Origin of the sequence: Psychrobacter sp. AOP3-A1-26, assembly GCF_052378235.1 — a bacterium.
In the GTDB taxonomy this organism is placed as follows: domain Bacteria; phylum Pseudomonadota; class Gammaproteobacteria; order Pseudomonadales; family Moraxellaceae; genus Psychrobacter.
In genome coordinates this window covers 1-20,059 of sequence record NZ_JBQSXN010000029.1, presented here as the reverse complement: position 1 = coordinate 20,059, position 20,059 = coordinate 1, and the positions used below count along the sequence as shown (strand labels likewise).

18 protein-coding genes are annotated in these 20,059 nt (G+C 43.3%); 10 read left to right on the top strand and 8 right to left on the bottom strand.

Annotation, left to right across the window (positions count from 1 at the left end; all coding sequences use genetic code 11):
- Positions 1–47: 47 nt before the first annotated feature.
- The 3 genes from ACT3TU_RS06880 to ACT3TU_RS06870 form a co-directional block, all read right to left on the bottom strand.
- On the bottom strand, positions 48–995 hold the full coding sequence (locus ACT3TU_RS06880; RefSeq protein ID WP_192523626.1) for an alpha/beta hydrolase: 948 nt from the start codon (positions 993–995) through the stop codon (positions 48–50).
- 321 nt (positions 996–1,316) lie between these two features.
- Complete coding sequence (locus ACT3TU_RS06875) at positions 1,317–2,147, bottom strand: BON domain-containing protein (RefSeq protein ID WP_192523627.1); 831 nt, start codon at positions 2,145–2,147, stop codon at positions 1,317–1,319.
- Between the two features lie 218 nt (positions 2,148–2,365).
- Entirely contained in the window at positions 2,366–2,839 is a 474-nt protein-coding gene (locus ACT3TU_RS06870) for a YraN family protein (RefSeq protein ID WP_192523628.1), read from the bottom strand.
- A 151-nt stretch (positions 2,840–2,990) separates the two neighbouring features.
- On the opposite strand from ACT3TU_RS06870, the gene rsmI reads away from it, so the two are divergent.
- Together rsmI and ACT3TU_RS06860 are read left to right on the top strand one after the other, a co-directional pair.
- The gene (gene rsmI, locus ACT3TU_RS06865; protein WP_192523629.1) at positions 2,991–3,953 is read left to right on the top strand and encodes a 16S rRNA (cytidine(1402)-2'-O)-methyltransferase; all 963 of its coding nucleotides are present in this window, start codon (positions 2,991–2,993) and stop codon (positions 3,951–3,953) included.
- A gap of 52 nt (positions 3,954–4,005) precedes the next feature.
- Positions 4,006–5,025 carry an adenosine kinase gene (locus ACT3TU_RS06860; protein WP_192523630.1) on the top strand — a complete coding sequence of 340 codons (1,020 nt, stop codon included), beginning with the start codon at positions 4,006–4,008 and terminating at the stop codon, positions 5,023–5,025.
- Positions 5,026–5,128: 103 nt separating this feature from the next.
- Here the strand turns inward: ACT3TU_RS06860 and ACT3TU_RS06855 are convergent, their stop codons facing one another.
- Together ACT3TU_RS06855 and nfuA are read right to left on the bottom strand one after the other, a co-directional pair.
- The gene (locus ACT3TU_RS06855) at positions 5,129–6,439 is read right to left on the bottom strand and encodes an O-acetylhomoserine aminocarboxypropyltransferase/cysteine synthase family protein (RefSeq protein WP_192523631.1); all 1,311 of its coding nucleotides are present in this window, start codon (positions 6,437–6,439) and stop codon (positions 5,129–5,131) included.
- Between the two features lie 263 nt (positions 6,440–6,702).
- A complete protein-coding gene (gene nfuA, locus ACT3TU_RS06850) occupies positions 6,703–7,386 on the bottom strand; it encodes a Fe-S biogenesis protein NfuA (protein WP_192523632.1) in 684 nt (227 codons plus the stop codon).
- Positions 7,387–8,101: 715 nt separating this feature from the next.
- Here nfuA and ACT3TU_RS06845 point away from each other — a divergent pair.
- From ACT3TU_RS06845 to ACT3TU_RS06825, 5 genes are all read left to right on the top strand, one after another.
- Positions 8,102–8,449 carry a carboxymuconolactone decarboxylase family protein gene (locus ACT3TU_RS06845; RefSeq protein ID WP_192523633.1) on the top strand — a complete coding sequence of 116 codons (348 nt, stop codon included), beginning with the start codon at positions 8,102–8,104 and terminating at the stop codon, positions 8,447–8,449.
- A 211-nt stretch (positions 8,450–8,660) separates the two neighbouring features.
- On the top strand, positions 8,661–9,692 hold the full coding sequence (locus ACT3TU_RS06840) for an alpha/beta fold hydrolase (RefSeq protein WP_192523634.1): 1,032 nt from the start codon (positions 8,661–8,663) through the stop codon (positions 9,690–9,692).
- 139 nt (positions 9,693–9,831) lie between these two features.
- Positions 9,832–10,914 carry a bifunctional nicotinamide-nucleotide adenylyltransferase/Nudix hydroxylase gene (locus ACT3TU_RS06835; protein WP_192523635.1) on the top strand — a complete coding sequence of 361 codons (1,083 nt, stop codon included), beginning with the start codon at positions 9,832–9,834 and terminating at the stop codon, positions 10,912–10,914.
- A 200-nt stretch (positions 10,915–11,114) separates the two neighbouring features.
- Entirely contained in the window at positions 11,115–12,512 is a 1,398-nt protein-coding gene (locus tag ACT3TU_RS06830) for a nicotinate phosphoribosyltransferase (RefSeq protein ID WP_444752762.1), read from the top strand.
- Positions 12,506–13,336: an SGNH/GDSL hydrolase family protein gene (locus ACT3TU_RS06825; RefSeq protein ID WP_192523636.1), complete on the top strand. Its 831-nt coding sequence runs from the start codon at positions 12,506–12,508 to the stop codon at positions 13,334–13,336. Before ACT3TU_RS06830 ends, ACT3TU_RS06825 begins: the two co-directional genes overlap by 7 nt.
- A 381-nt stretch (positions 13,337–13,717) precedes the next feature.
- Here ACT3TU_RS06825 and ACT3TU_RS06820 read toward each other — a convergent pair whose 3' ends face one another.
- On the bottom strand, positions 13,718–13,996 hold the full coding sequence (locus tag ACT3TU_RS06820) for a type B 50S ribosomal protein L31 (RefSeq protein WP_192523637.1): 279 nt from the start codon (positions 13,994–13,996) through the stop codon (positions 13,718–13,720).
- Positions 13,997–14,491: 495 nt separating this feature from the next.
- On the opposite strand from ACT3TU_RS06820, the gene ACT3TU_RS06815 reads away from it, so the two are divergent.
- Positions 14,492–15,109: a YceI family protein gene (locus ACT3TU_RS06815; protein WP_192523638.1), complete on the top strand. Its 618-nt coding sequence runs from the start codon at positions 14,492–14,494 to the stop codon at positions 15,107–15,109.
- A 104-nt stretch (positions 15,110–15,213) separates the two neighbouring features.
- Here ACT3TU_RS06815 and ACT3TU_RS06810 read toward each other — a convergent pair whose 3' ends face one another.
- Complete coding sequence (locus ACT3TU_RS06810; protein ID WP_192523639.1) at positions 15,214–15,651, bottom strand: COG4315 family predicted lipoprotein; 438 nt, start codon at positions 15,649–15,651, stop codon at positions 15,214–15,216.
- Positions 15,652–16,180: 529 nt separating this feature from the next.
- Here ACT3TU_RS06810 and ACT3TU_RS06805 point away from each other — a divergent pair.
- Positions 16,181–17,851, top strand: a complete 1,671-nt coding sequence (locus ACT3TU_RS06805; RefSeq protein WP_192524780.1) for an FAD-dependent oxidoreductase — start codon at positions 16,181–16,183, stop codon at positions 17,849–17,851.
- A 186-nt stretch (positions 17,852–18,037) separates the two neighbouring features.
- Here ACT3TU_RS06805 and ACT3TU_RS06800 read toward each other — a convergent pair whose 3' ends face one another.
- Positions 18,038–18,715 carry an LOG family protein gene (locus tag ACT3TU_RS06800; protein ID WP_192524779.1) on the bottom strand — a complete coding sequence of 226 codons (678 nt, stop codon included), beginning with the start codon at positions 18,713–18,715 and terminating at the stop codon, positions 18,038–18,040.
- Positions 18,716–19,122: 407 nt separating this feature from the next.
- Here ACT3TU_RS06800 and ACT3TU_RS06795 point away from each other — a divergent pair, with 407 nt between their 5' ends.
- A complete protein-coding gene (locus tag ACT3TU_RS06795; RefSeq protein WP_192524778.1) occupies positions 19,123–20,019 on the top strand; it encodes an alpha/beta hydrolase family protein in 897 nt (298 codons plus the stop codon).
- The last annotated feature ends 40 nt before the right edge of the window (positions 20,020–20,059 follow it).

Below are 20,059 nucleotides of genomic sequence, written 5' to 3'. Positions count from 1 at the left end.
AGTACTGTCTTACGTAACTGCGCTTAACTATTCATGGATGAATAGCATTAGAGCGCTTTATCCAAGTACGCCAATACCTGAGCACGCACATCATTGATCCAACGCAGTGGTGGCGCCATCGCACCAATACTGGTGGCATGACTGGCTCCTTCGATGTCACCTGTTTCCACGCTAACCCCTGCATCTTTTAAAGCCTGTGTCATTTTAATGGTGTTGGTCACGTGGACAATCTTATCTTTTTCGGCAGTCAACAATAAGTAGGGTGGCTGCTCGCCTTTTATTTGACGGTCTGGCATGACGTCGTCTGGTGTGGCATCGGCAGCAAAAGCTGTCGAACTATCAAATTTTCGGAAGTCATAACTATAAGGACCAGCAATACCAATGACTGTCGCGATATCTGTTGGCTTTATACCATAAGGGGCCAAAAAGTCTTCATTAGCGACCGCTGCAACCGCGTTAAATGCACCAGAAGAATGCCCGACAACCGCCAATCGCTTAGGATCAGCATGCAGGCTGGTCGCATTATCGATACTCCAAGCAATCGCTTGTGCCGCATCTTCTACATAGTCAGGATACACATGCTCAGGTGCTTTACGGTAATTAATCACCGCCGTGACATAGCCGGCTTGTGCCAAACTTTGACCGACAAAGGCATATTGATCTTTATTACCATTCTCCCACGAGCCACCGTGAACAAAAACTACCATGGGATAGCTACCAGTAATAGTACTCTCGGCTTTCATGGCTTTCGTTAAAGATTTGGGGTAATAAACATCCAAGTCTTGCAATGGTTCATCGCCATATAGAATATTTTTGCTCACACCCACACCGCCACTTGAGGTAATACCATTGACGATAGCAAGTGGTGATAACGCTTGGGCCTGCTGGGTAGCCAGCACAATTCCACCAACTGCTAGTACGGTGGTAATACCTGTGCTGATAAGTTTGGGCGTGCTTGTCTTAGTTGTTTGTGTCGCTGTACTTACATCCTTCATCGCCAGTATCCCTATTATATTTATATATTGACCCACCATTTATCGCATTACGACTATAGCATCACGACAGTCTATTTATAAAAACCCATCTGACACTGTCATTCGATATTGTGCTGGCACGTCTACTGCACTATTTTATTTTTACTGGCTTCTATCTTACTGGCTAGATAAGGACTTTTCGTGTTTTTCCTGTTAGTGCTGTTTAGGCTTATTGTCATAAATACCATACGACCCTAACCACAATCAGCCTCTAAAACTCTATTTGAGTGCTCAAATCGCTTAGCTTAGCTAAACTAAATCACACTATTGAATAGTCGTTGTTTACTGATCTTGGTAAAGGTCAATATATGAGCTAGATGAGGGTTGATCGACTGGCTCCCCTTCTTCTGTGATGACAATGGGTGTCGCCGTATTAGCAGTATTATTTTCTACAGATTTATTCAGGCTGGGGCTAGCACTCGCATCAGCCACTGCCTCAGAATTGCCCAAATCATTCTCATACATGATATCGTCTTCGCTTATCTTTACCCCTCTATCATCGACGACGGTGGTCAGCAATACCAGCTCCGTCACACCAACGGTGCTATTGGCAATATCAATCAAATGGCTTTGCTGCGTTGGGGTCATACGCCCCATGATATAGACCACACCATTATTGGTGACAGCTTTAACCTGTGAGGCTTTGACCCCACTATTAGCAGCGACCTTTGCCAGCAGCTTTGAAGTAATATAACCATCATGGACGGTCGAGCTATAGCCTTTTGAAGCACTGACATTCATCTCGTTATAGACACGGCGTACATCTGGCATCGAGCTGACAACTTTTTCAACTTCTGCTTTGATTGCCTCGGTAGGTACTTCGCCTGTCAATAGAACTTCGCTATTAAAGCTATCAATACCCATGCGGCTGGTTTGCTGCAAATCTTCTTTGAGGCCATAGACATTGATTTTGACCGTATGTTCGATACTGCGATCGAGCAATCGCTGCGGAATGGTACGCTCCGTCATCGGTACGCCATAATTACCTTCTGTACTATTGGTTAAATAGTTGGTGGTACAACCAGTGGTGACGATGCTGGCCATTAGCATAACACCAGTCACCGTACGACGTGTTGAGCCAACTATAGCAGTGCGCAAATGCATCCGTGTCATGACTTACCTCTTGAAACATGGTTGATAATGTAGAACATGATTGACAATAATGACGATTGATAGCTGTAGCGTTTATAAAAATCGTGCTTACGTTAATAATTTTAATTCAGCTACTTTACTTAATTTTTATGGTAGATAGTTAGGCTTTTGGTAACGATACCTTGATGCAAAGATGCTGATTGTTATTTCGCTGTCAGTCAAAAAATAAAGGCAATCAACTACCATGCTGCGCTTATAAAAGCGCCTTGTAGCCATTCTGGTGGTTCATTTTTCTTATTGTTTTTATCAGTGGTATTATAGGCAATCACATCAAACCGGCATTCACAGTTATGATATGTGGGATGTTGCTGCAAAAAATAGCGCGCCACCTTGATAATTTTACGTTGTTTGCTTGGCGTCACGCTGACTGCGGCATCACCAAAGTTTGAACGCTGTCTTTGACGCACTTCGATAAATACCAGTGTCGACCACGCCGACCCTTTTTCTACCATCACTAAGTCCAGCTCACCCACTTTTGGCTGTTGCCAGTTTTGCGCAACCAATACCAACCCTTGCGCCTGTAAAAACTCACACGCCTGTTGTTCAAACAGACTGCCTTGGCGCTGCTTTGGTGAAGTAAGGGCTAAAGGTTTATGGTTCGCCATGAGGTTTGTTAGTCTGTTTAACATTTCAGAATTATCATAGCACATCATGCTAAACTAACCACTTTCGCGCCCTCCATCTTTTATCTGTCGGCCATTTTGTCACTTGCTCCTTGACTGAGTCAGAGGACAGATAATGTCAGTATGGATAGTAGTGTCATCTTATTTTTTTAATTCCCGCTTTTAATACTCCGAGGTTTTCATGTCTAGCCCTACCGCGATGCCAGCTTGTCTATATATCATCGCTACGCCGATTGGTAATCTTAGCGACATGACGCCACATGCGATTGACGTCTTAAAGCAGGTTGCCATCATTGCCTGTGAGGATACGCGAACGTCAGGCAAGCTACTGTCACATTTTGGCATCGAGACCAAAGGCAGTAAAGCTGACGACGCTAAAAACCCAGCAACCCATCACATCGAAAATGGTGATGCAGATGACGCTGATACAGCAGTGAAGCAAAAAGGACATAATAAACTGTGGGCATATCATGAACACAATAGCGCGATTCAAACGCCCAAAATTATCGAGATGATCGAGCAAGGTCATTCGGTCGCTCTGATTAGTGATGCTGGTACGCCACTGGTCAGTGACCCAGGTTATCAATTGGTGCAAGCGGCACATACTGCAGGCGTTCGAGTATCACCTATCGTTGGCGCGTCTGCTGCCATTGCTGCGCTCTCGGTTGCAGGACTGCCCTCAGACCGTTTTAGCTTTATTGGTTTTTTACCAGCAAAAACTCATGGACGCCAAAAGCAACTGTCTGCTCTAAACTCACGTACTGAAACGCTGATATTTTATGAAGCCCCGCATCGCATTATCGCCAGTTTAGAAGATATGGCAACGATATTTGGTGCCGAGCGCGAAGTCACGTTTTGTCGTGAACTGACCAAAACCTTTGAGACGGTACATAAGAGTACGTTGGGTGATTTGGTTGAGTTTGTCAAAGCAGATGACAATCAACAGCGTGGTGAAATAGTGGTGGTGGTCGCTGGCGTTAATGTGGCGCAGGATTCGGACGATATCAGTATTCACGATACATTATTGAAGCGCTTACTAGAAGATTTATCGGTTAAAAAATCCGCTTCCTTGGCCGCCGATATTACTGGCGTAAAAAAGAACGCACTATATCAGCGGTTGCTTGAGCTACAACAAGCTGAATGATTTTTAACTATCAAGAATAGACGTTTATCACTTAATTGAGGAGACATAAGCAATGTACAATGTAATGGCGATAGGGAATGCTTTGGTTGACCACGAATATATGTTGTCAGATGCCGCGCTTGAAGAAACAGATTTGACCAAAGGCAATATGACGCTGGCAGGTATCGAAGAGCAGCAGCAGTTGTTGGCTTATTTTAAGCTTGCAGACATTGAACCATCAAAGCAAGCGGGCGGCGGTTCAGCTGCCAATACCATGTATGCTTTTGCAAGCTTGGGCGGCAAACCTTTTTACGCCTGCCGTGTTGGTGATGACCAGCAAGGGGAGTTTTACCTAAAAGACTTACATGAAGGCGGCGTTGCGACGTCAGAAAAATCCATCCATGCCGGTGGAGTAACTGGCTCGTGCGTGGTCGCAGTGACCGAAGATGGCGAACGTACCATGCAGACTTTTCTTGGTACCTCAAGCGATATTACTGCTGATAACGTCGATTTTGATGCGCTAACCCAAGCAGATTGGTTATATCTAGAAGGCTATCTAGCCATGTCTGAAGGTATCCAGCCAGCGATGACCCAATTGCGCCAACAAGCAGGCATTCATGGTGCAAAAATCGCCGTGAGTTTTGCCGATCCAGCCGTAGTGAAGTTTGCCAAAGAAGGCTTACTTAACATGCTCGGCAATAAAGTCGCGGTGATATTTTGTAATAGCGAAGAAGCAAAGTTATTCACCGATAAAAAGCAACATAAGGCAGCGGCGCGGGCGCTACTTGAGCATTGCCAAACGGCCGTGGTTACCGATGGTGCCAATGGTGCCATCATCGCCCATCAACCAAATGGTGAGACAGATATTGAAATCCATCAAGTTCCTACCCCAGCCGTTACCAATGTGATCGATACCAATGGCGCAGGCGATAACTATTCTGGCGCTTTTTTATACGCTTTATCGCAGCAATACAGCTTGCCAGAATGTGGTCGTCTTGCCAGCGAAGTAGCGGCACAGGTGATTCAACAGTTCGGGCCGCGCTTGGCCTCAAAAGATTATAAAGATATCGCTCAGCGTGTCCTATCAGCCTAGGGCATATTTTTGCTTTTGACCCTGAATAAAAAAGCCCATATCAATGATATGGGCTTTTTATTTACTGAATAGTTATGTTTTTAATTTAGCAAAAAATTGCACCTTAAGCTGAGGCTAACGCTTGCTCTAAATCGGCTTTGATATCTTCGATGTGCTCGATACCAATCGATAAACGCACCATGTCCGTACTGACGCCGGCGTTTTCAAGCTCTTGCTCATTAAGCTGACGATGGGTCGTCGTTGCTGGATGACAAGCCAAAGATTTAGCATCACCAATATTAACCAGACGGGTAATCAGCTGCAACGCATCGATAAAGCGTGCCCCTGCTTCAAGGCCACCTTTGACGCCAAAGGTTAAAATAGCAGACGGCGTGCCTTTCATGTATTTCTTAGCAAGTTCATGCTCAGGATGATCAGGCAGACCAGCGTACTTCACCCAATCGACCTTGTCATGGTCACGTAGGTATTCTGCGACGGCTTGGGCGTTTTCGACATGACGCTCCATACGCAGACTTAACGTCTCCATGCCTTGCAAAATACCAAAGGCATTAAGCGGGCTAAGTGCCGCGCCAGTATTACGCAGCGGTGCCACGCGAGCACGGGCGATAAATGCCGCCGCGCCAACGTCTTGGACGAAGTTTACGCCATGATAGCTGGCATCGGGGGTATTTAATAGTGGGAAACGCTCAGGATAATCGCCCCAAGGGAAAGTTCCGCTATCCACAATCGCTCCGCCTATCGAGGTACCAGTACCACTCATATATTTGGTCAAGGAATGAATAACGATGTCAGCACCGAACTCGAACGGACGACACAGTGCAGGCGTGGCGACCGTACTATCAATCACCACTGGTACACCATATTCATGAGCGATATCACTCAGGGCTTGGATATCAACGATGTTGCCGAGCGGATTACCGATACTTTCGGCAAAGACCATTTTGGTCTTATCATCGATTAAATTGCGAATCGCTTCAGGATCCTTGTGGTCAAAAAAACGTACTTCGATACCTTGACGTGGCAGTCCATGAGCAAATAAATTATAAGTGCCACCATATAGCGTCGATACCGCGACGATATTATCGCCCGCTTCACATATAGTCTGAATCGCATAAGTGATGGCCGCCATACCAGAAGCCACGGCAAGTGCACCTATGCCGCCTTCCAGCGCGGCAACGCGTTCTTCTAGCACTGCGTTGGTCGGGTTCATGATACGAGTATAAATATTACCTGCGACCTTTAAATCAAACAGATCAGCACCGTGCTGGGTGTTATCAAAAGCATACGAGCTGGTATGATAAATAGGTACCGCGACCGCTTTGGTAGTTGGTTCAACACTATAACCGGCATGAATCGCCAAGGTCTCTAGGCGTGGAGTACTTTCTGTTTGCTTAGCTGGTTGTCCGTCACTCATATTGCGCTCCTAAAATTCAATTTTCTATTAAATAAATATTCGATGATTAAAAGATGCTTTAAAACATTCAGATTACAACTTATATGAAAGCACCTATCGCTGAACGATAGATATAAAAAAAGCTGAGTTAATCATAACCCAGCTTCTTTATTAAAAGAATAGCAAATATCTCATCTCTTAATGACAAATAGTCATAAGCAATGAAACTAATAAGCATATTCATAGGCGATATCGTCATTACTTTTATAACAACTCATCGGTATTTATTTGTAGTAAGCATTCTCAGTACGGGTGTGGTCAGTCTCATCAATCACTTGGGTCAGCTCTGGAATTTGTTGTTTAAGCTGCACTTCAACCCCTTGACGCAAGGTCATATCAACCGCCGAACACCCTTGGCAACCACCACCGAATTTCAATACAGCAGTCAAGCCAACGCCTTCTTCATCAATCAGTTCAAGTAATTGGACATCGCCACCATGGGCCGCCAAGCTTGGATTAATCTCAGACTGCAAGACATAGTTGATACGTTCTTCGACACTGGCATCGGCACCAACTTTTGGCACTTTTGAGTTCGGCGCACGGAATGTCAACTGACCACCAAAACGGTCTTTATTATAGTCAATCACCGCATCTTCTAGGTAAGGCACTGATGCCGCTTCAATAAAAGCAGAGAAGTCATCGTAGCTGAATTTCAAATCAGCACTGTCTTCTTCGCCCGGCTGGTTATAAGCCATACAGCATTCTGCGCGCGGTGTACCCGGATGCTCAACGAAAATACGCACGCCGATACCATCGGTATCTTGTTTAGACAACAAGTCTGCCAAATAACCTTGCGCGGCCTCAGTGATGGTAATGTTGCTTTTTGCATCACTTTGCTCAGTATCTAACGCTGACTCGTAATCGGCAGCAGGTTCTACTTGAGTATCAGTTGGATTGTGTTCACTCATAATGCTTCCTATGTGTTATGACACAAACGCTATATCTGTTATGGCTACTGTGTCGTGAATTTGGTTATCTTGAGTATTTGAACGAATATAAATCGGCATAAATTACAGGGGCTACCCATCACTACGGTCTGTCACTTTACTGCTTTTGATGACGTTGTTCTTCACACTACTCTTAACGCTGTTATTAAGATATTGATCAGTTTATAAAAGCTATTATACCGCACTCAGACGATAATTCCGACCGCGCTACTGTGAATTAAACCAGGACGGTAGTGAATAACTGCTATCGGTTTTTTTAATGGCATTGAATATCTGATTTTCTAATAAATTTACTTATAAAAGCCACTTGAGCCGTATAAGCATAAAAGTTGCGTGTTGACCCATGCCAAGATTGATACATCCCTTCCTATATAAAGACAGCTCACATGCTTATCAAGTCACTCAACCAAGTCACTCAACCAAGTCACTCAACCAAGTCACTCAACCAAGTCACCTAACTAAGTCACCTAACTAAGTCACTAAAATAGTTGATCAATACAAATTCAGCGCACAACCACTTTTAAATACCTCATCTACAGACCTCATCAAAAAGCAGCTTGCTTTATTATGTAATTTTATATATTATAATTAAGTATAGTAAATTATTTAATCTATTGGTATCTGTTGCAGTTTTAAAACTATCGATTCAATGGCTATCACCTATCAGGAGCATTTCATGAGTAAATCTTTTAAAGACATCACCAAACACGTTTCAACCAATATGGCAAAACTACATAAGCATATCCCTGAGACCACCAAAGCATTCTCGCAGCTTGGTGCCACAGCAACGGCTGACGGCGTATTGGATAAAAAGACCAAAGAGCTTATTGCCTTAGCATTAGCAGTTGGCGCACGTTGCGATGCTTGTATTGGTTTTCATACCAAAGCTTTAGTGCAGCTTGGCGCGACAGAAGAGGAAGTCGCGGAAACATTAGGCATGTGCATCTATATGGGTGGCGGTCCTTCGATGATGTATGCCGCTGAAGCGGTCGCTTCATTCAACGAGTTTAGTAAAGAAAGCTAATTTTAATGACTGCTTAAACTCACTATGTATAACACTGCCAATGGTTAAATAACTGTTGGCAGTTTTTTATGCTTATTATTGTTATGCTGGAGTAAGTTCTTATTCAAGGAATGGCGATAAAACTCATCTAACAGCTGAGTTATGCTATAACTCAGCAAATATTTATTGACGACTTTATTAAAAATGAACCACATTAATAGAGACTTATTTTATGACAATACAAACACTAAATTTAGTGGACACCAAAGATGGCGAACAAGTCGCCGTTTGGAAAATTGTAGCTGACACAAAAGATTGCACAATAACAGACACACCCACAGAAACTCTAGCCACCAATAAATCGACAATAAAAACCCAAAATATATTTTTGACCCATGGGACTTTTTCGGACAAACAAACCTGCCTAAAAATCGCCGAGTATCTCGCCAGCTTTGGTCATCATTGCTACATTATGGAGTGGCGCAGTCATGGTAATAGCTCGATAGCAAAAGAAAAGTTTAATTTCGAAACCGTTGCGACCTATGACTATGAAGCGACCTTCCGTTATTTCTTTGACACCTTAAAACTTAACAATCTACACTGCGTTACCCATAGCGGCGGCGGTGTTGGCTTAACCATATTTTTAATCCAAAACCCAGGTTATATCGATAACATAAACAGCATCACCCTGTTTGCTTGCCAAGCCTATGCTGCCGCAATAAAACCGATAAACCACACTAAAATTCTCAGCGCCAAACTATTTACGCGTCTGCTTGGTCATATTCCTGCCAAAAAACTCAAAATAGGACCCTTTAACGAGAGTTATTATACGATGAGTCAGTGGTTTGACTGGAATCTACACCATCACTTTAAAAGCAGTTTTATAAAAAAAAGTGCGATGGATAATGGTTCTTTTAATAAAGACGCGATAAATAAAGCTTATCTTCATAACCATAAAGTAAATAACCACATAACTCAGCAAGATAGCGCTGACGACAGTTATTTTGATTATCGGCATCATATGCCAAAAATCACCATTCCTATTTATGCCATTAGTGCTAAAGGCGACAAGTTCATCTCCCCTACCACTGGTTGTCAGCTGTTTTTTGACGACTTTAAAAACCCATCTAACGTCTTTCGAGAGTACGCGCTCAGTCACGGTGATTTAGATGATTATACGCATAGCCGCATTATGGTTAGTCGTCACGCTGCCACAGAGATCTGGCCAACCGTTACCGCGTGGATTGAAAAATATGCCAATTAAAGATACCGACCTAAACATCTTTACACTTGTCAGTGAGTAATGGGCTGTGTCAGTATTAGCGTCATTGCTTTTTAGGCAATAAGTTTTTTAATCCATAAATCTTCACCAATAAAATATAAGTCGTAGGAAGTTGGCGCATATGAGTGAATCATTAGAGCAACAGTTAGATAAGCAAAGCCCGGATAAACAAAGCCCAGATACGCAAAATAATAAACACTATCGCTACTTGGTTTTTATCGGCCGCTTTCAGCCATTCCACCGTGGGCATAAAGCGGTTGTCGACGAAGCACTAAAGCGTGCCGATAACGTCATTATGCTTATTGGCTCAGCTAACCTACCGCGTAGTTTACGCAATCCGTTTAGTGTTGCTGAGCGTGCTGCCATGATTAAGGATGTCTACTCAGCAGCAGAAGCGGCACGTATTCATTGCGTTGGGCTGGACGATGCACTCTACAATGACACGCGCTGGTTACAATACGTGCAAGCGGGTGTTAAATCTGTCACTGGCGACTTACAAACGGATATCGGCTTGATTGGTCATTCAAAAGACAGCTCATCGTATTATCTATCGCTATTCCCAAACTGGGCGTCGGTCTCAGTACCCAATTATCATAATTTATCAGCGACCCCTATCCGCGACAGCTATCTAATGGGCGCTACGCCGACACCTGAGCGCACGCCTGAATCAACGCGCAAAGTACTAAATGACTTTAAAAAAACCGATGATTATCAGCGACTACATGAAGAAGCAGATTTTATTGATAAATATAAAAGACAGTGGGAATCAGCCCCTTATCCACCTACTTTTATGACCGCCGATGCTTTGGTGGTGCAATCAGGGCATATATTATTAGTAGAGCGCCGCAGTATGCCAGGGCGCGGACTGTGGGCATTACCGGGTGGGTTTTTGAATCCAAAAGAGACCTTATTTGATGCCTGCATCCGCGAGCTACGAGAAGAGACTCGTCTTAAAGTCCCTGAGCCAGTGTTGCGCGGCTCTTGCCATAGTCAGCATACCTTTGATGACCCGTATCGCTCAGCGCGTGGGCGCACGATTACCCAAGCGTTTTACTTTCAGCTCAAAAACGATCCAAACGGCCTGCCAAAAGTAAAAGGCGGCGATGATGCTGCCACAGCTTTTTGGTTACCCCTTGCCGAGTTAGATGCCAAAATGATGTTTGAAGACCATTATGCGATTATCACTAAGATGGTTGGCTTATAGTTTTCTTATCATTGACGTTTCGGTGCATTATTTCCAAACTTTTAGTCAACTGAAAACTATAAAACCTATTTTCTACATTTGACTTTATAATGTCATTGTTATCAATTTCACCGCCCAAGCTGATAGACAGCAAGGGTTAACCGCCGCAACTGTTCTTTCATCAAAGCAGCTGCGGCATCTCAAAGCAGAGGAGTTCTGTGATGTATACCAGTAATTTAAATAATTTGATCTTAAATAGCGACAGCTATAAAACCTCACATTGGGTGCAATACCCAAGTGGTAGCGAGTACTTATCAAGCTACGTTGAGGCGCGTAAAGGCGACTATGATGTGCTGTTCTTTGGTTTACAAGCCTTTATCAAAGAATACTTAAGCACACCGATTACCCATCAAGATATCGATGAGGCGGAAATGGTCATTCAAGCGCACGGCTTGACCTTTAACCGTGCAGGCTGGGAACGTTTGGTCGATAAACATGGTGGTTATTTGCCATTACGTATCGAAGCCGTTCCCGAAGGCAGCATCGTGCCCGTATCCAACGTGGTCTGCCAAGTTATCAATACCGACCCTGAGTTTTATTGGCTACCAAGTTATATCGAAACAGCGTTATTACGCGCGATTTGGTATCCATCGACGGTCGCGAGTGTCTCGCACTATTGCAAAGGTATCATTCGCCAAGCGCTAGAAAAATCTGCGGACAATTCAGAGTCATTGATTTTTCGTTTGCATGACTTTGGTTCACGCGGTGCTTCTAGCCATGAGTCTGTCGCACTCGGCAGCCTAGCTCATTTGGTCAACTTCGCTGGTACCGACTCGATGACCGCTTTGGTCGCTGCCAGTCGCTGGTATCAGATGGATAAAGACATGCCAGCCTTCTCAATCCCTGCTGCTGAACACAGCACTATGACCGCATGGGGCCGTGATGGTGAAACCGCCGCCTTTGCCAACATGATTGAGCAGTTTGGCGGTACGGGCAAGAGCTTCTCAGTGGTCTCTGATAGCTATGACTTATGGAACGCCATTGATAACATCTGGGGCGGCAGCTTAAAAGATGAGGTTAAAAACATGGGTGGTACGTTAGTCATTAGACCAGACAGTGGCGAGCCGGCTAAAGTGGTTCGCGAGGCATTAGAGCGCTTAGCGGTGAAGTTTGGGACGACTACCAATAATAAAGGCTACAAAGTATTGCCAGACTACGTACGCGTCATTCAAGGTGATGGTATCAGCCCGCAAAGTTTGAGCAAAATTATCGATGTGGTGTTGAAGGCTGGCTTTAGCGCCGAAAACGTGACCTTTGGTATGGGCGGTGGTCTGCTGCAACAAGTCAATCGCGATACCATGAGCTGGGCGATGAAAGCCAGTGCCATCTCTATCGATGGAACCTGGAAAGACATCTATAAAGATCCGGTCACCAGCCGCTCTAAACGCTCGAAGAAAGGCCGGTTGGCACTAATAAGAAACAATCATGGCAAATTAGACACTATCAAAGCCGATGCGTTATCTGCTCATACAGAAAACCTATTACGGGATGTTTATCTTGATGGTAAATTATTAATAGACGACAGTCTCACCACTATTCGGGAGCGTGCAGGATGGTAAATACTCATAAAGTAGCCTCGGTGGCAAAAGATGTGCTACTCGCCCCTGTTTATCTTTATCAAGGTCGCAAAATCAAGCGCGATACCGTTCGCCTGCCTGAGCCAAATGGCGAAAGACGCGGATCTATTTCACTAAACCAGTCTACTAGTAGGCCAAAAAACAACACCAATAAAACGTTAAACCTCATGGTCGTTGGTGATTCAGCCGCAGCTGGTGTGGGTAGTGAGACGCAGCAAGAAGCACTGACAGGCAAGCTCATTCCAATATTGAAGCAACAGCCCGCCATTTATAACACATTCAGTACGCTGAACTGGACGTTGCAAGCGACTACAGGACATACCAGCTTCGATATTTTACGTAGGCTATATGTCCTACCCACTCCTAGCCAGCCTACTGATGTAATGATACTCAGTGTCGGTGTAAACGATACGACATCAAGTGTTCCTGTAGATAAATGGCAACAGCAAGTTGAAGATATTATTGCTATTGCCCAGCGTAAGTTTGGTGTACGAAAGCTGGTTTTTTTGAGTCTACCGCCGATGGCAGAAATGCCTGCGATACCGCCACCGTTGAATAACTTTGTCGGTGCAAAAGCCTCAATCCTTGATGAGATATTGCAGCAAGTTTGTGCCAATAATGACGGGGTTACCTACATGGCAACTGACTTTGCACGGATGATAGAAGAGCATTCTAATGGCACACCAATCGATATTTCAGTGATGTTTGCCAGTGATGGCTTCCATCCTAGCAGCCTAATGTACGGTTATTGGGCGCAGCAGGTAGCAGAGCTGATTATCGAGCTACTAGAATCACCAGTCACTTAATTCAAAAACTAATACCAAACCCAAAAAGTACGATTAGTTGTGTCAAACTCGTTTAGTCTACAGTGTGTATAGCCGATCCACTATAAAACAAACACAGTGCTACTGGGATAAATTTTGCGCAGCCTCTGTCTGCACAGGCACAGCAAGCAAGTAAAACTTATCCCAGTAGCTCGCTATAATGTTTGTACTCATTTTATTTAGGACTGACTATAGCACTTGCACTCGTTTTCCTTGCTACTCTAATTTTTGTAAATGGTATAACATTGTAATATTCAAGTTTTAACAACCAACCAAACTCTAAAAATTGAACCAAAAAAAAACCGCTGAATTATCAGCGGTTTTTTATGGTTCAGTGAAATAGATTGACGCAATAAGCGTAAATTATTCAGCAGAATCAGCAGCTTTCTTACTACGGCCACCAAACGCACCAAAGCGTTTGTTGAAGCTTGCAACACGACCTTCAGTAGAGGTTTTACGTTGTTCGCCAGTATAGAATGGATGCGACGCACTTGAGATATCAAGTGGGTAGTATGGGTATTCTTTACCTTCGTATTCACGAGTGGCTTTGGTATTAACAGTTGAACGCGTTAGGAAGAACACGTCAGCGTTAGTATCATGGAACAAAACTTCTTGGTACTTAGGATGGATATCTTTACGCATAATAAACTCTCTATGTCCGATGTATGTACAGCGCTTTTGATTAACGGTATTTTTGACTATTAATCACACCACAGCATACGTAACTGAGGCACTAAGGACATCTCTCAGTCTGGCAGCTGCGTCACTGGCTTATTCCAGCACCCAACACCACACTTCTGCTCACTTAGCCTTTCCCCAGCGGGAAAATCAAACCGCGATTTTAACGGTTTTCGACTTTTGATGCAAGCAGCTTCTATGATCAATTGACACGACCATACATTACTTACACCTTAACAATATTGAGATAAATGGTTTACCCTAGTATAATCTAACATTAGATAAAACACACAATTAAACCTCGAGATGTAGGTTATTTAAACAATAACCTATCTTTGATAGTAAATCTTATATAAAATTTATAGCAATAACACCGTATCGTTTTTAAATTGAATCGACTATAGGTAAAATTACGCCTCAAAAATAACTGATTAAACCCCAATAAACAAGGATAATATAATGATAAATATCTCACTGAAAAATACGGCCAAAGCTATCGCGATCAGTGCGGCGCTTGCTACCACCACCATGGCAAGCGCGGCGCTACCGAGCCAATGGCAATTAGATGACTCGCACACACGCGTTGGATTTTCGGTGAACCACCTAGGGTTCTCAACCACCATGGGTCGCTTTAATGAGGTGAAAGGCGTGGTGAACTACGATATCAAAGCGCCTGCTAAAACCAATATGAACTTTACTATTGCCACAGATAGTATCGATACCAATTGGGATGCGCGTGATGAGCATCTTAAAAAGGATGAGTTTTTTAACGTCGCCAAATACCCAACCATGACTTTTAAGTCGACTGACATCACATTTAAGAATCCGCAACAAGCCGAAGTAACCGGTGATTTCACTATGCTAGGTCAAACCAAACCGCTGACGCTAGATGTAACCTTAAATAAAATCGCCAATAGCCCACTGACTAAAGAGCCTGTTGTCGGCTTCCGTGCGACGGGTATTATTGATCGCGCCGCTTATGGTATGACGGCATTTTCTGATGGCATCACCACCGATGTTCCTATCCAAATCGATGGTGAATTGGTCGAGAAAAAAGCGGCTGTAAAGAAAAAATAATAAAGCCTGTTTATCATTAATTTCTATCTTAATTAAAGCATCACATGAAAAAAGCAGCCATTAAATGGCTGCTTTTTTGATACAGATAAAATTATTATTAAACTTTATCTGGCAGTTTTAACGATATGCCAAACGCCAAGTTTGTTATCACCATCTTTATCGCCAATCTTAGTATCATTAGCATAGAAGTATAAAGGTTTGCCATTTACTGCCCACTGATATTTACCATCTTCACGCTGGAATGCAGCAAACTGCCCTGAAGCTTTGGCATTGTTAGGTGCCATAAATGCCGGCCAAGCAACTAGACATGCAGAGCCACATTCAGATTTGTTCATTGAGTCTTTATCAAAGGTATATAAAGTCATATGGTTACTAGCATCGACCAACATGCCGTTTTTACTAGCGACAGGAGCGGTGCTTTTATTGGTGGCTTGCACATCATGCATACCAGAATCGTCCTTACCAATCATATTGTTAAAAGTAGAACAACCACTAAGCGCTAAAACACCTGAGAGTGCTGATAGTATAAGAATGCCTTTCATAATAACTTCCTTGTCATATTGTCATAGTATATTTTTATTTGGGTTTTTCTTCCTGTCTGATGATTTAAGCAATCGTACAGAAAACCACTTAAACCTGCCTTCAAGCAGTTTCAATATAGCATACCCAAAACATTAGTCGTTTCTATCAATATATAAATTTACAAAAGCGCATAAAGATTACAAAACATGAAAACTAAAATACCTAATTTGGTTGAAAAACCACTGCACTGACTGCGTTCAAACATTTAAAATTTAATGGTTGCTCGTTGACAAAACTCCTGCATCTACTTACGTATCTGCCAACCTATTAGTTGTAGTTTTTCGTAGAATAACGCTATAAAGATTAAGCATTACTACACAATGGTAAATGTAACCATTGCGGCTTAATATCAACATTGAACTTGGCTACCTCTGCACGCATATCAATAGGATTAAGCCAACTGTATACAGACTATCTTAGATAAAAACCATTTAAAGAATATGCCAAGTATGACTTGATACCAATGCTATTAAGGATATAACAACGACAATGACTCACTCTTTTACGACCAATCAAACCCATAGTCAACGCCAACCAGCCAAACGCGTCGGTATTCTTGGCGGTGGTACAGCAGGGGCGACTATTGCGATTCGCCTAGCCGCATTAGGGCTTGAGACTTATTTGTTTGAAAAAAACAAATCATTAATCGATGGGCCGCCGATGTGCCATTTGCATGCTGGTGGCAACCTATATCGTGAAATCCCTGACGAAGATTGCGTCGCACTGCTCAAACAATGTATCGATATTTTGCGCCTTTATCCTTATACCATCGACGTGCGTCCAACAGTATTTGCCGTACCAACTCGCGATGAAGGCTTGCCAGAAGATTTATTGCCGCGCCTCGATATTTTAACCGATGCTTATCACGAACTTATCGCCCAAGATGCCAACAACAAAGTACTCGGTGACCCTGATGATTACTATCAGCTATATAGCCATGAACAATTGATTGAGCTGTCTGAACGTGAGCAAGTTACAGCTCCAAAGACCGTTGATGAATGGATGATACCAGTTGCTAAATACTTGGATTTAAATAAAGTTAAGTTTCCGCTGATTGTCGTACAAGAGTACGGTTGGAATATTTTTCGCCTAGCAGCTTCTGCACAGCTGGCGTTAGAAGGCTATGAGCATGCGCATGTATTTACGGATACTCAGGTTAAGCAAGTCATGCCTGTCGATTGCGAAAACTGCTCAAATGCCGATCATCATTTCACTAAATGGCGTATCGATTATCAGCAAGCTGCCCATTTGGCGCCTGAATCTAACAGTGAAGCTGACTCTATTGAAGTCGATTATTTAATCAATGCTTGTGGTTTTCGTACCGGCGTCATCGACGATATGGTCGGTGTAAAAGTCACACGCATGGTCGAGTTTAAATCCTCTTATATCACCCACTGGGATGACACTGGCGGACAGATACCGGAAATTATTGTCTATGGCAACCGTGGTACACCAGAAGGAATGGCGCAGTTAACGCCGTATCCAGGCGGTTATTTTCAAATACACGGCATGAGTAAATTTATCACGCTATTTGATGATGGGCTGGTCGCATCGAACAAAGACAGCGCCCAACCCAAGCTGCCGCCGCAATACGTGCATTATATCGAAGACGGCTGGGACAAAGCACCACTACAAGCGCGTAGCCAACAGGCCATTGATTATGTGGCTGAGTTTGTACCAACATTCCATAGCGCGCGTACTGTCGGCAATGCATTATATGGTGGGCAGCAAATACCCGGTGAAGACGATACGCTGCGAGTTGCTGATGTGAGCTTGTACTCTAATATACGCTATGCGCGTGCTGAAAATGTTAAAGCATCCTCGACGTTAATTGCGGCCGATCAAATCGTCGAAGAGCTAACTGAGCTTGGCTTGATTGATAACGACACACAAGCCAACCGTAATCGCTATGCCCATGAATGGTCTTATCTGGCGCGAAACGATAGCTTGGCTATCGATAAGGTTGCTCGTGTACTCGCAAAAGAACGCGGCTTTCCATTGGCAATGGCTGGCGTAAATCATGGTATTCGTGAGACGGCTTTAGACAGTTTGAGTAGAGATAAATTAAGTGCGGATAGCTTAAAGTCAAACAGCTTGAAATCAAACAACTTAAAGTCAAACAACTTAGAAACAGACAATTCAGACTCAGCGGAAGTATAACTATTCGCTGACAGCCTGTTATTTTTAGTGCTTATTTAATTTGTTAATTTAACTGGTTCAAAAGCTATCCAGTTAGCTAACGAGCTACTATAAAGAACGGTTATAAAAAGGGAGAGCATGGCTAATTAATCAGCCATGCTCTCCCTTTTTATAAAATACGATTATAAATACCGTATATATTAATGTCTAATTGCCAGCCATTTTTTCAGTATCAACGGCATCGTCTATTTTCACCACCGTCTTGAGCATGTCGATGGCTTCATCAATAGTATTACACACTACCAAGCGCTCAAGATCTTGTTGTTTCATAAAACCTTGCTCGGCAGTATATTTTAAATGGTCAATCATACGATCATAAAAGCCATTAATATTAAGAATAATCATCGGCTTTTCATGTTGATACAGCTGACGCCAAGTCGCAATCTCCATAATTTCTTCAAGCGTTCCAAGTCCACCCGGTAAAGTAATAAAAGCGTCGGCATATTCTGCCATCACTGTTTTACGGGTATGCATGGTATCGGTCAAATGTAGACGTGTCAGCTGCTCATGGGCAATTTCATGTTTGAGCATAAAGGTTGGAATCACTCCCACCGCTTGCGCACCGCCTTTAATCACTTCATCGGCGACTGCACCCATCAACCCAATACTCGCGCCGCCATAAACCAAACCTAAACCGTTATCCGCTAGCGCACTACCCAGCTCGCGTGCCGCCTGCTCATATACCTCACTATTACCCGAACGTGAACCACAATAAACCGCAACCAGTGGCATCGCTAACGTTGATTTTTTCACCGCTTTTTCAATATTGGTAATATCCTGGCTAGTAATGACTTCATAAGTAGCGTTGTTAATGTTCATTTGCATATAGCTTCCTTAATTTTTATAGCAATTTTTTATTGAGTATGAGTTTATTGTGGTTTGCTTATAGAGTGAGTATTTATCAGAAGATTTATCACCTACAAATCATCTTCGAAAATAAACATTCAGGCATATATCGACGGACAATAGTATCCAAGATAAATGAGGTAGAACTTAGAAGTCACATTCGAGCGCCTTACTTACCAGTATTTATTTTAACATAAGCGATGCTATCACGCGCTAGCGACGATTTATCAATACGCAATGACTACACATTCATAGGTGAACACTGATATCTAAGTGGTAGTAACTGGATATAGACAATCTATCGTGATTAAAAATTCTATTAGTTGATAAAGTATTGGATCAACGAGCCTATTAATAAAAAAGATAAAATACAACAAGGTCAAACTATGGAAAACACTCATCCCAGTTATCAGACAGACACATACTCGCTCAGTATCATGACCGAGCGCAATCAAGCATTGGCAGCCACTGTTTATCGGCCTAAAGGCGAGGTGAAAACAGCCGTCATGATCGCACCAGCAACTGGCATCAAACGCCAGTTTTATCATAATTTTGCGACGTATTTAGCCGAGCAAGGCTTTGGCGTACTGAGCTTTGACAATGAGGGTATTGGCGACTCACTGTCGTCTAATTTGGCAAAATGTGACGCCTCTTTAATCAGCTGGGGTCGCCACGATATGCCGGCTGTGCTCGATGCCTTACAGGATGAGTTTGCCGCTGCCACTTATCATCTGATTGGTCATAGCGCAGGCGGTCAATTGATTGGCTTGATGCCGAATTACAAAGCTCTTGCCTCTGTGTTTAATGTTGCATGCTCTTCAGGTCGTATTAAAAACATGGCTATGCCTTATAAACTCAAGGCGGTGGGTTTTATGGATGCCTTTATTCCACTCACCAACTTAGCGTTAGGCTACACGCCATCGGATAAAATCGGTATGGGTGAACCACTACCGCGCGGCGTCGCTCGGCAATGGCGTGAGTGGTGCAACGGCGCAGGTTATATCAAGACCGCTTTCGGTAACACTGTGCACACGCATTTTTATGACGACATAACTGCACCATCTTTATGGCTTGGCTTTAGCGATGACAATATTGCCAATAGCAAAAACATGGATGATATGATTCGCGTATTTACCCAGATGCCCGTTGAAAAATGCTTTTTTGACCCGAAAGATTTTGGCCTGAACAGCATCGGTCACATGCGTTATTTTAGTCGTAAAACCAATGCCAAAGCACCACAGCTTTGGCAAATGGCGGTTGATTGGTTAAATAAACAGCAATAGTACTCCATCTACTCTTAGGTAGGGGCTGTATAATTGATTC

Excerpts from the sequence above, each read along its gene's own strand:
- ACT3TU_RS06880 (WP_192523626.1), bottom strand. The coding sequence starts at position 995 with ATGAAGGATGTAAGTACAGCGACACAAACAACTAAGACAAGCACGCCC.
- ACT3TU_RS06875 (WP_192523627.1), bottom strand. The coding sequence starts at position 2,147 with ATGACACGGATGCATTTGCGCACTGCTATAGTTGGCTCAACACGTCGT.
- ACT3TU_RS06870 (WP_192523628.1), bottom strand. The coding sequence starts at position 2,839 with ATGATGTGCTATGATAATTCTGAAATGTTAAACAGACTAACAAACCTC.
- rsmI (WP_192523629.1), top strand. The coding sequence starts at position 2,991 with ATGTCTAGCCCTACCGCGATGCCAGCTTGTCTATATATCATCGCTACG.
- ACT3TU_RS06860 (WP_192523630.1), top strand. The coding sequence starts at position 4,006 with ATGTACAATGTAATGGCGATAGGGAATGCTTTGGTTGACCACGAATAT.
- ACT3TU_RS06855 (WP_192523631.1), bottom strand. The coding sequence starts at position 6,439 with ATGAGTGACGGACAACCAGCTAAGCAAACAGAAAGTACTCCACGCCTA.
- nfuA (WP_192523632.1), bottom strand. The coding sequence starts at position 7,386 with ATGAGTGAACACAATCCAACTGATACTCAAGTAGAACCTGCTGCCGAT.
- ACT3TU_RS06845 (WP_192523633.1), top strand. The coding sequence starts at position 8,102 with ATGAGTAAATCTTTTAAAGACATCACCAAACACGTTTCAACCAATATG.
- ACT3TU_RS06840 (WP_192523634.1), top strand. The coding sequence starts at position 8,661 with ATGACAATACAAACACTAAATTTAGTGGACACCAAAGATGGCGAACAA.
- ACT3TU_RS06835 (WP_192523635.1), top strand. The coding sequence starts at position 9,832 with ATGAGTGAATCATTAGAGCAACAGTTAGATAAGCAAAGCCCGGATAAA.
- ACT3TU_RS06830 (WP_444752762.1), top strand. The coding sequence starts at position 11,115 with ATGTATACCAGTAATTTAAATAATTTGATCTTAAATAGCGACAGCTAT.
- ACT3TU_RS06825 (WP_192523636.1), top strand. The coding sequence starts at position 12,506 with ATGGTAAATACTCATAAAGTAGCCTCGGTGGCAAAAGATGTGCTACTC.
- ACT3TU_RS06820 (WP_192523637.1), bottom strand. The coding sequence starts at position 13,996 with ATGCGTAAAGATATCCATCCTAAGTACCAAGAAGTTTTGTTCCATGAT.
- ACT3TU_RS06815 (WP_192523638.1), top strand. The coding sequence starts at position 14,492 with ATGATAAATATCTCACTGAAAAATACGGCCAAAGCTATCGCGATCAGT.
- ACT3TU_RS06810 (WP_192523639.1), bottom strand. The coding sequence starts at position 15,651 with ATGAAAGGCATTCTTATACTATCAGCACTCTCAGGTGTTTTAGCGCTT.
- ACT3TU_RS06805 (WP_192524780.1), top strand. The coding sequence starts at position 16,181 with ATGACTCACTCTTTTACGACCAATCAAACCCATAGTCAACGCCAACCA.
- ACT3TU_RS06800 (WP_192524779.1), bottom strand. The coding sequence starts at position 18,715 with ATGCAAATGAACATTAACAACGCTACTTATGAAGTCATTACTAGCCAG.
- ACT3TU_RS06795 (WP_192524778.1), top strand. The coding sequence starts at position 19,123 with ATGGAAAACACTCATCCCAGTTATCAGACAGACACATACTCGCTCAGT.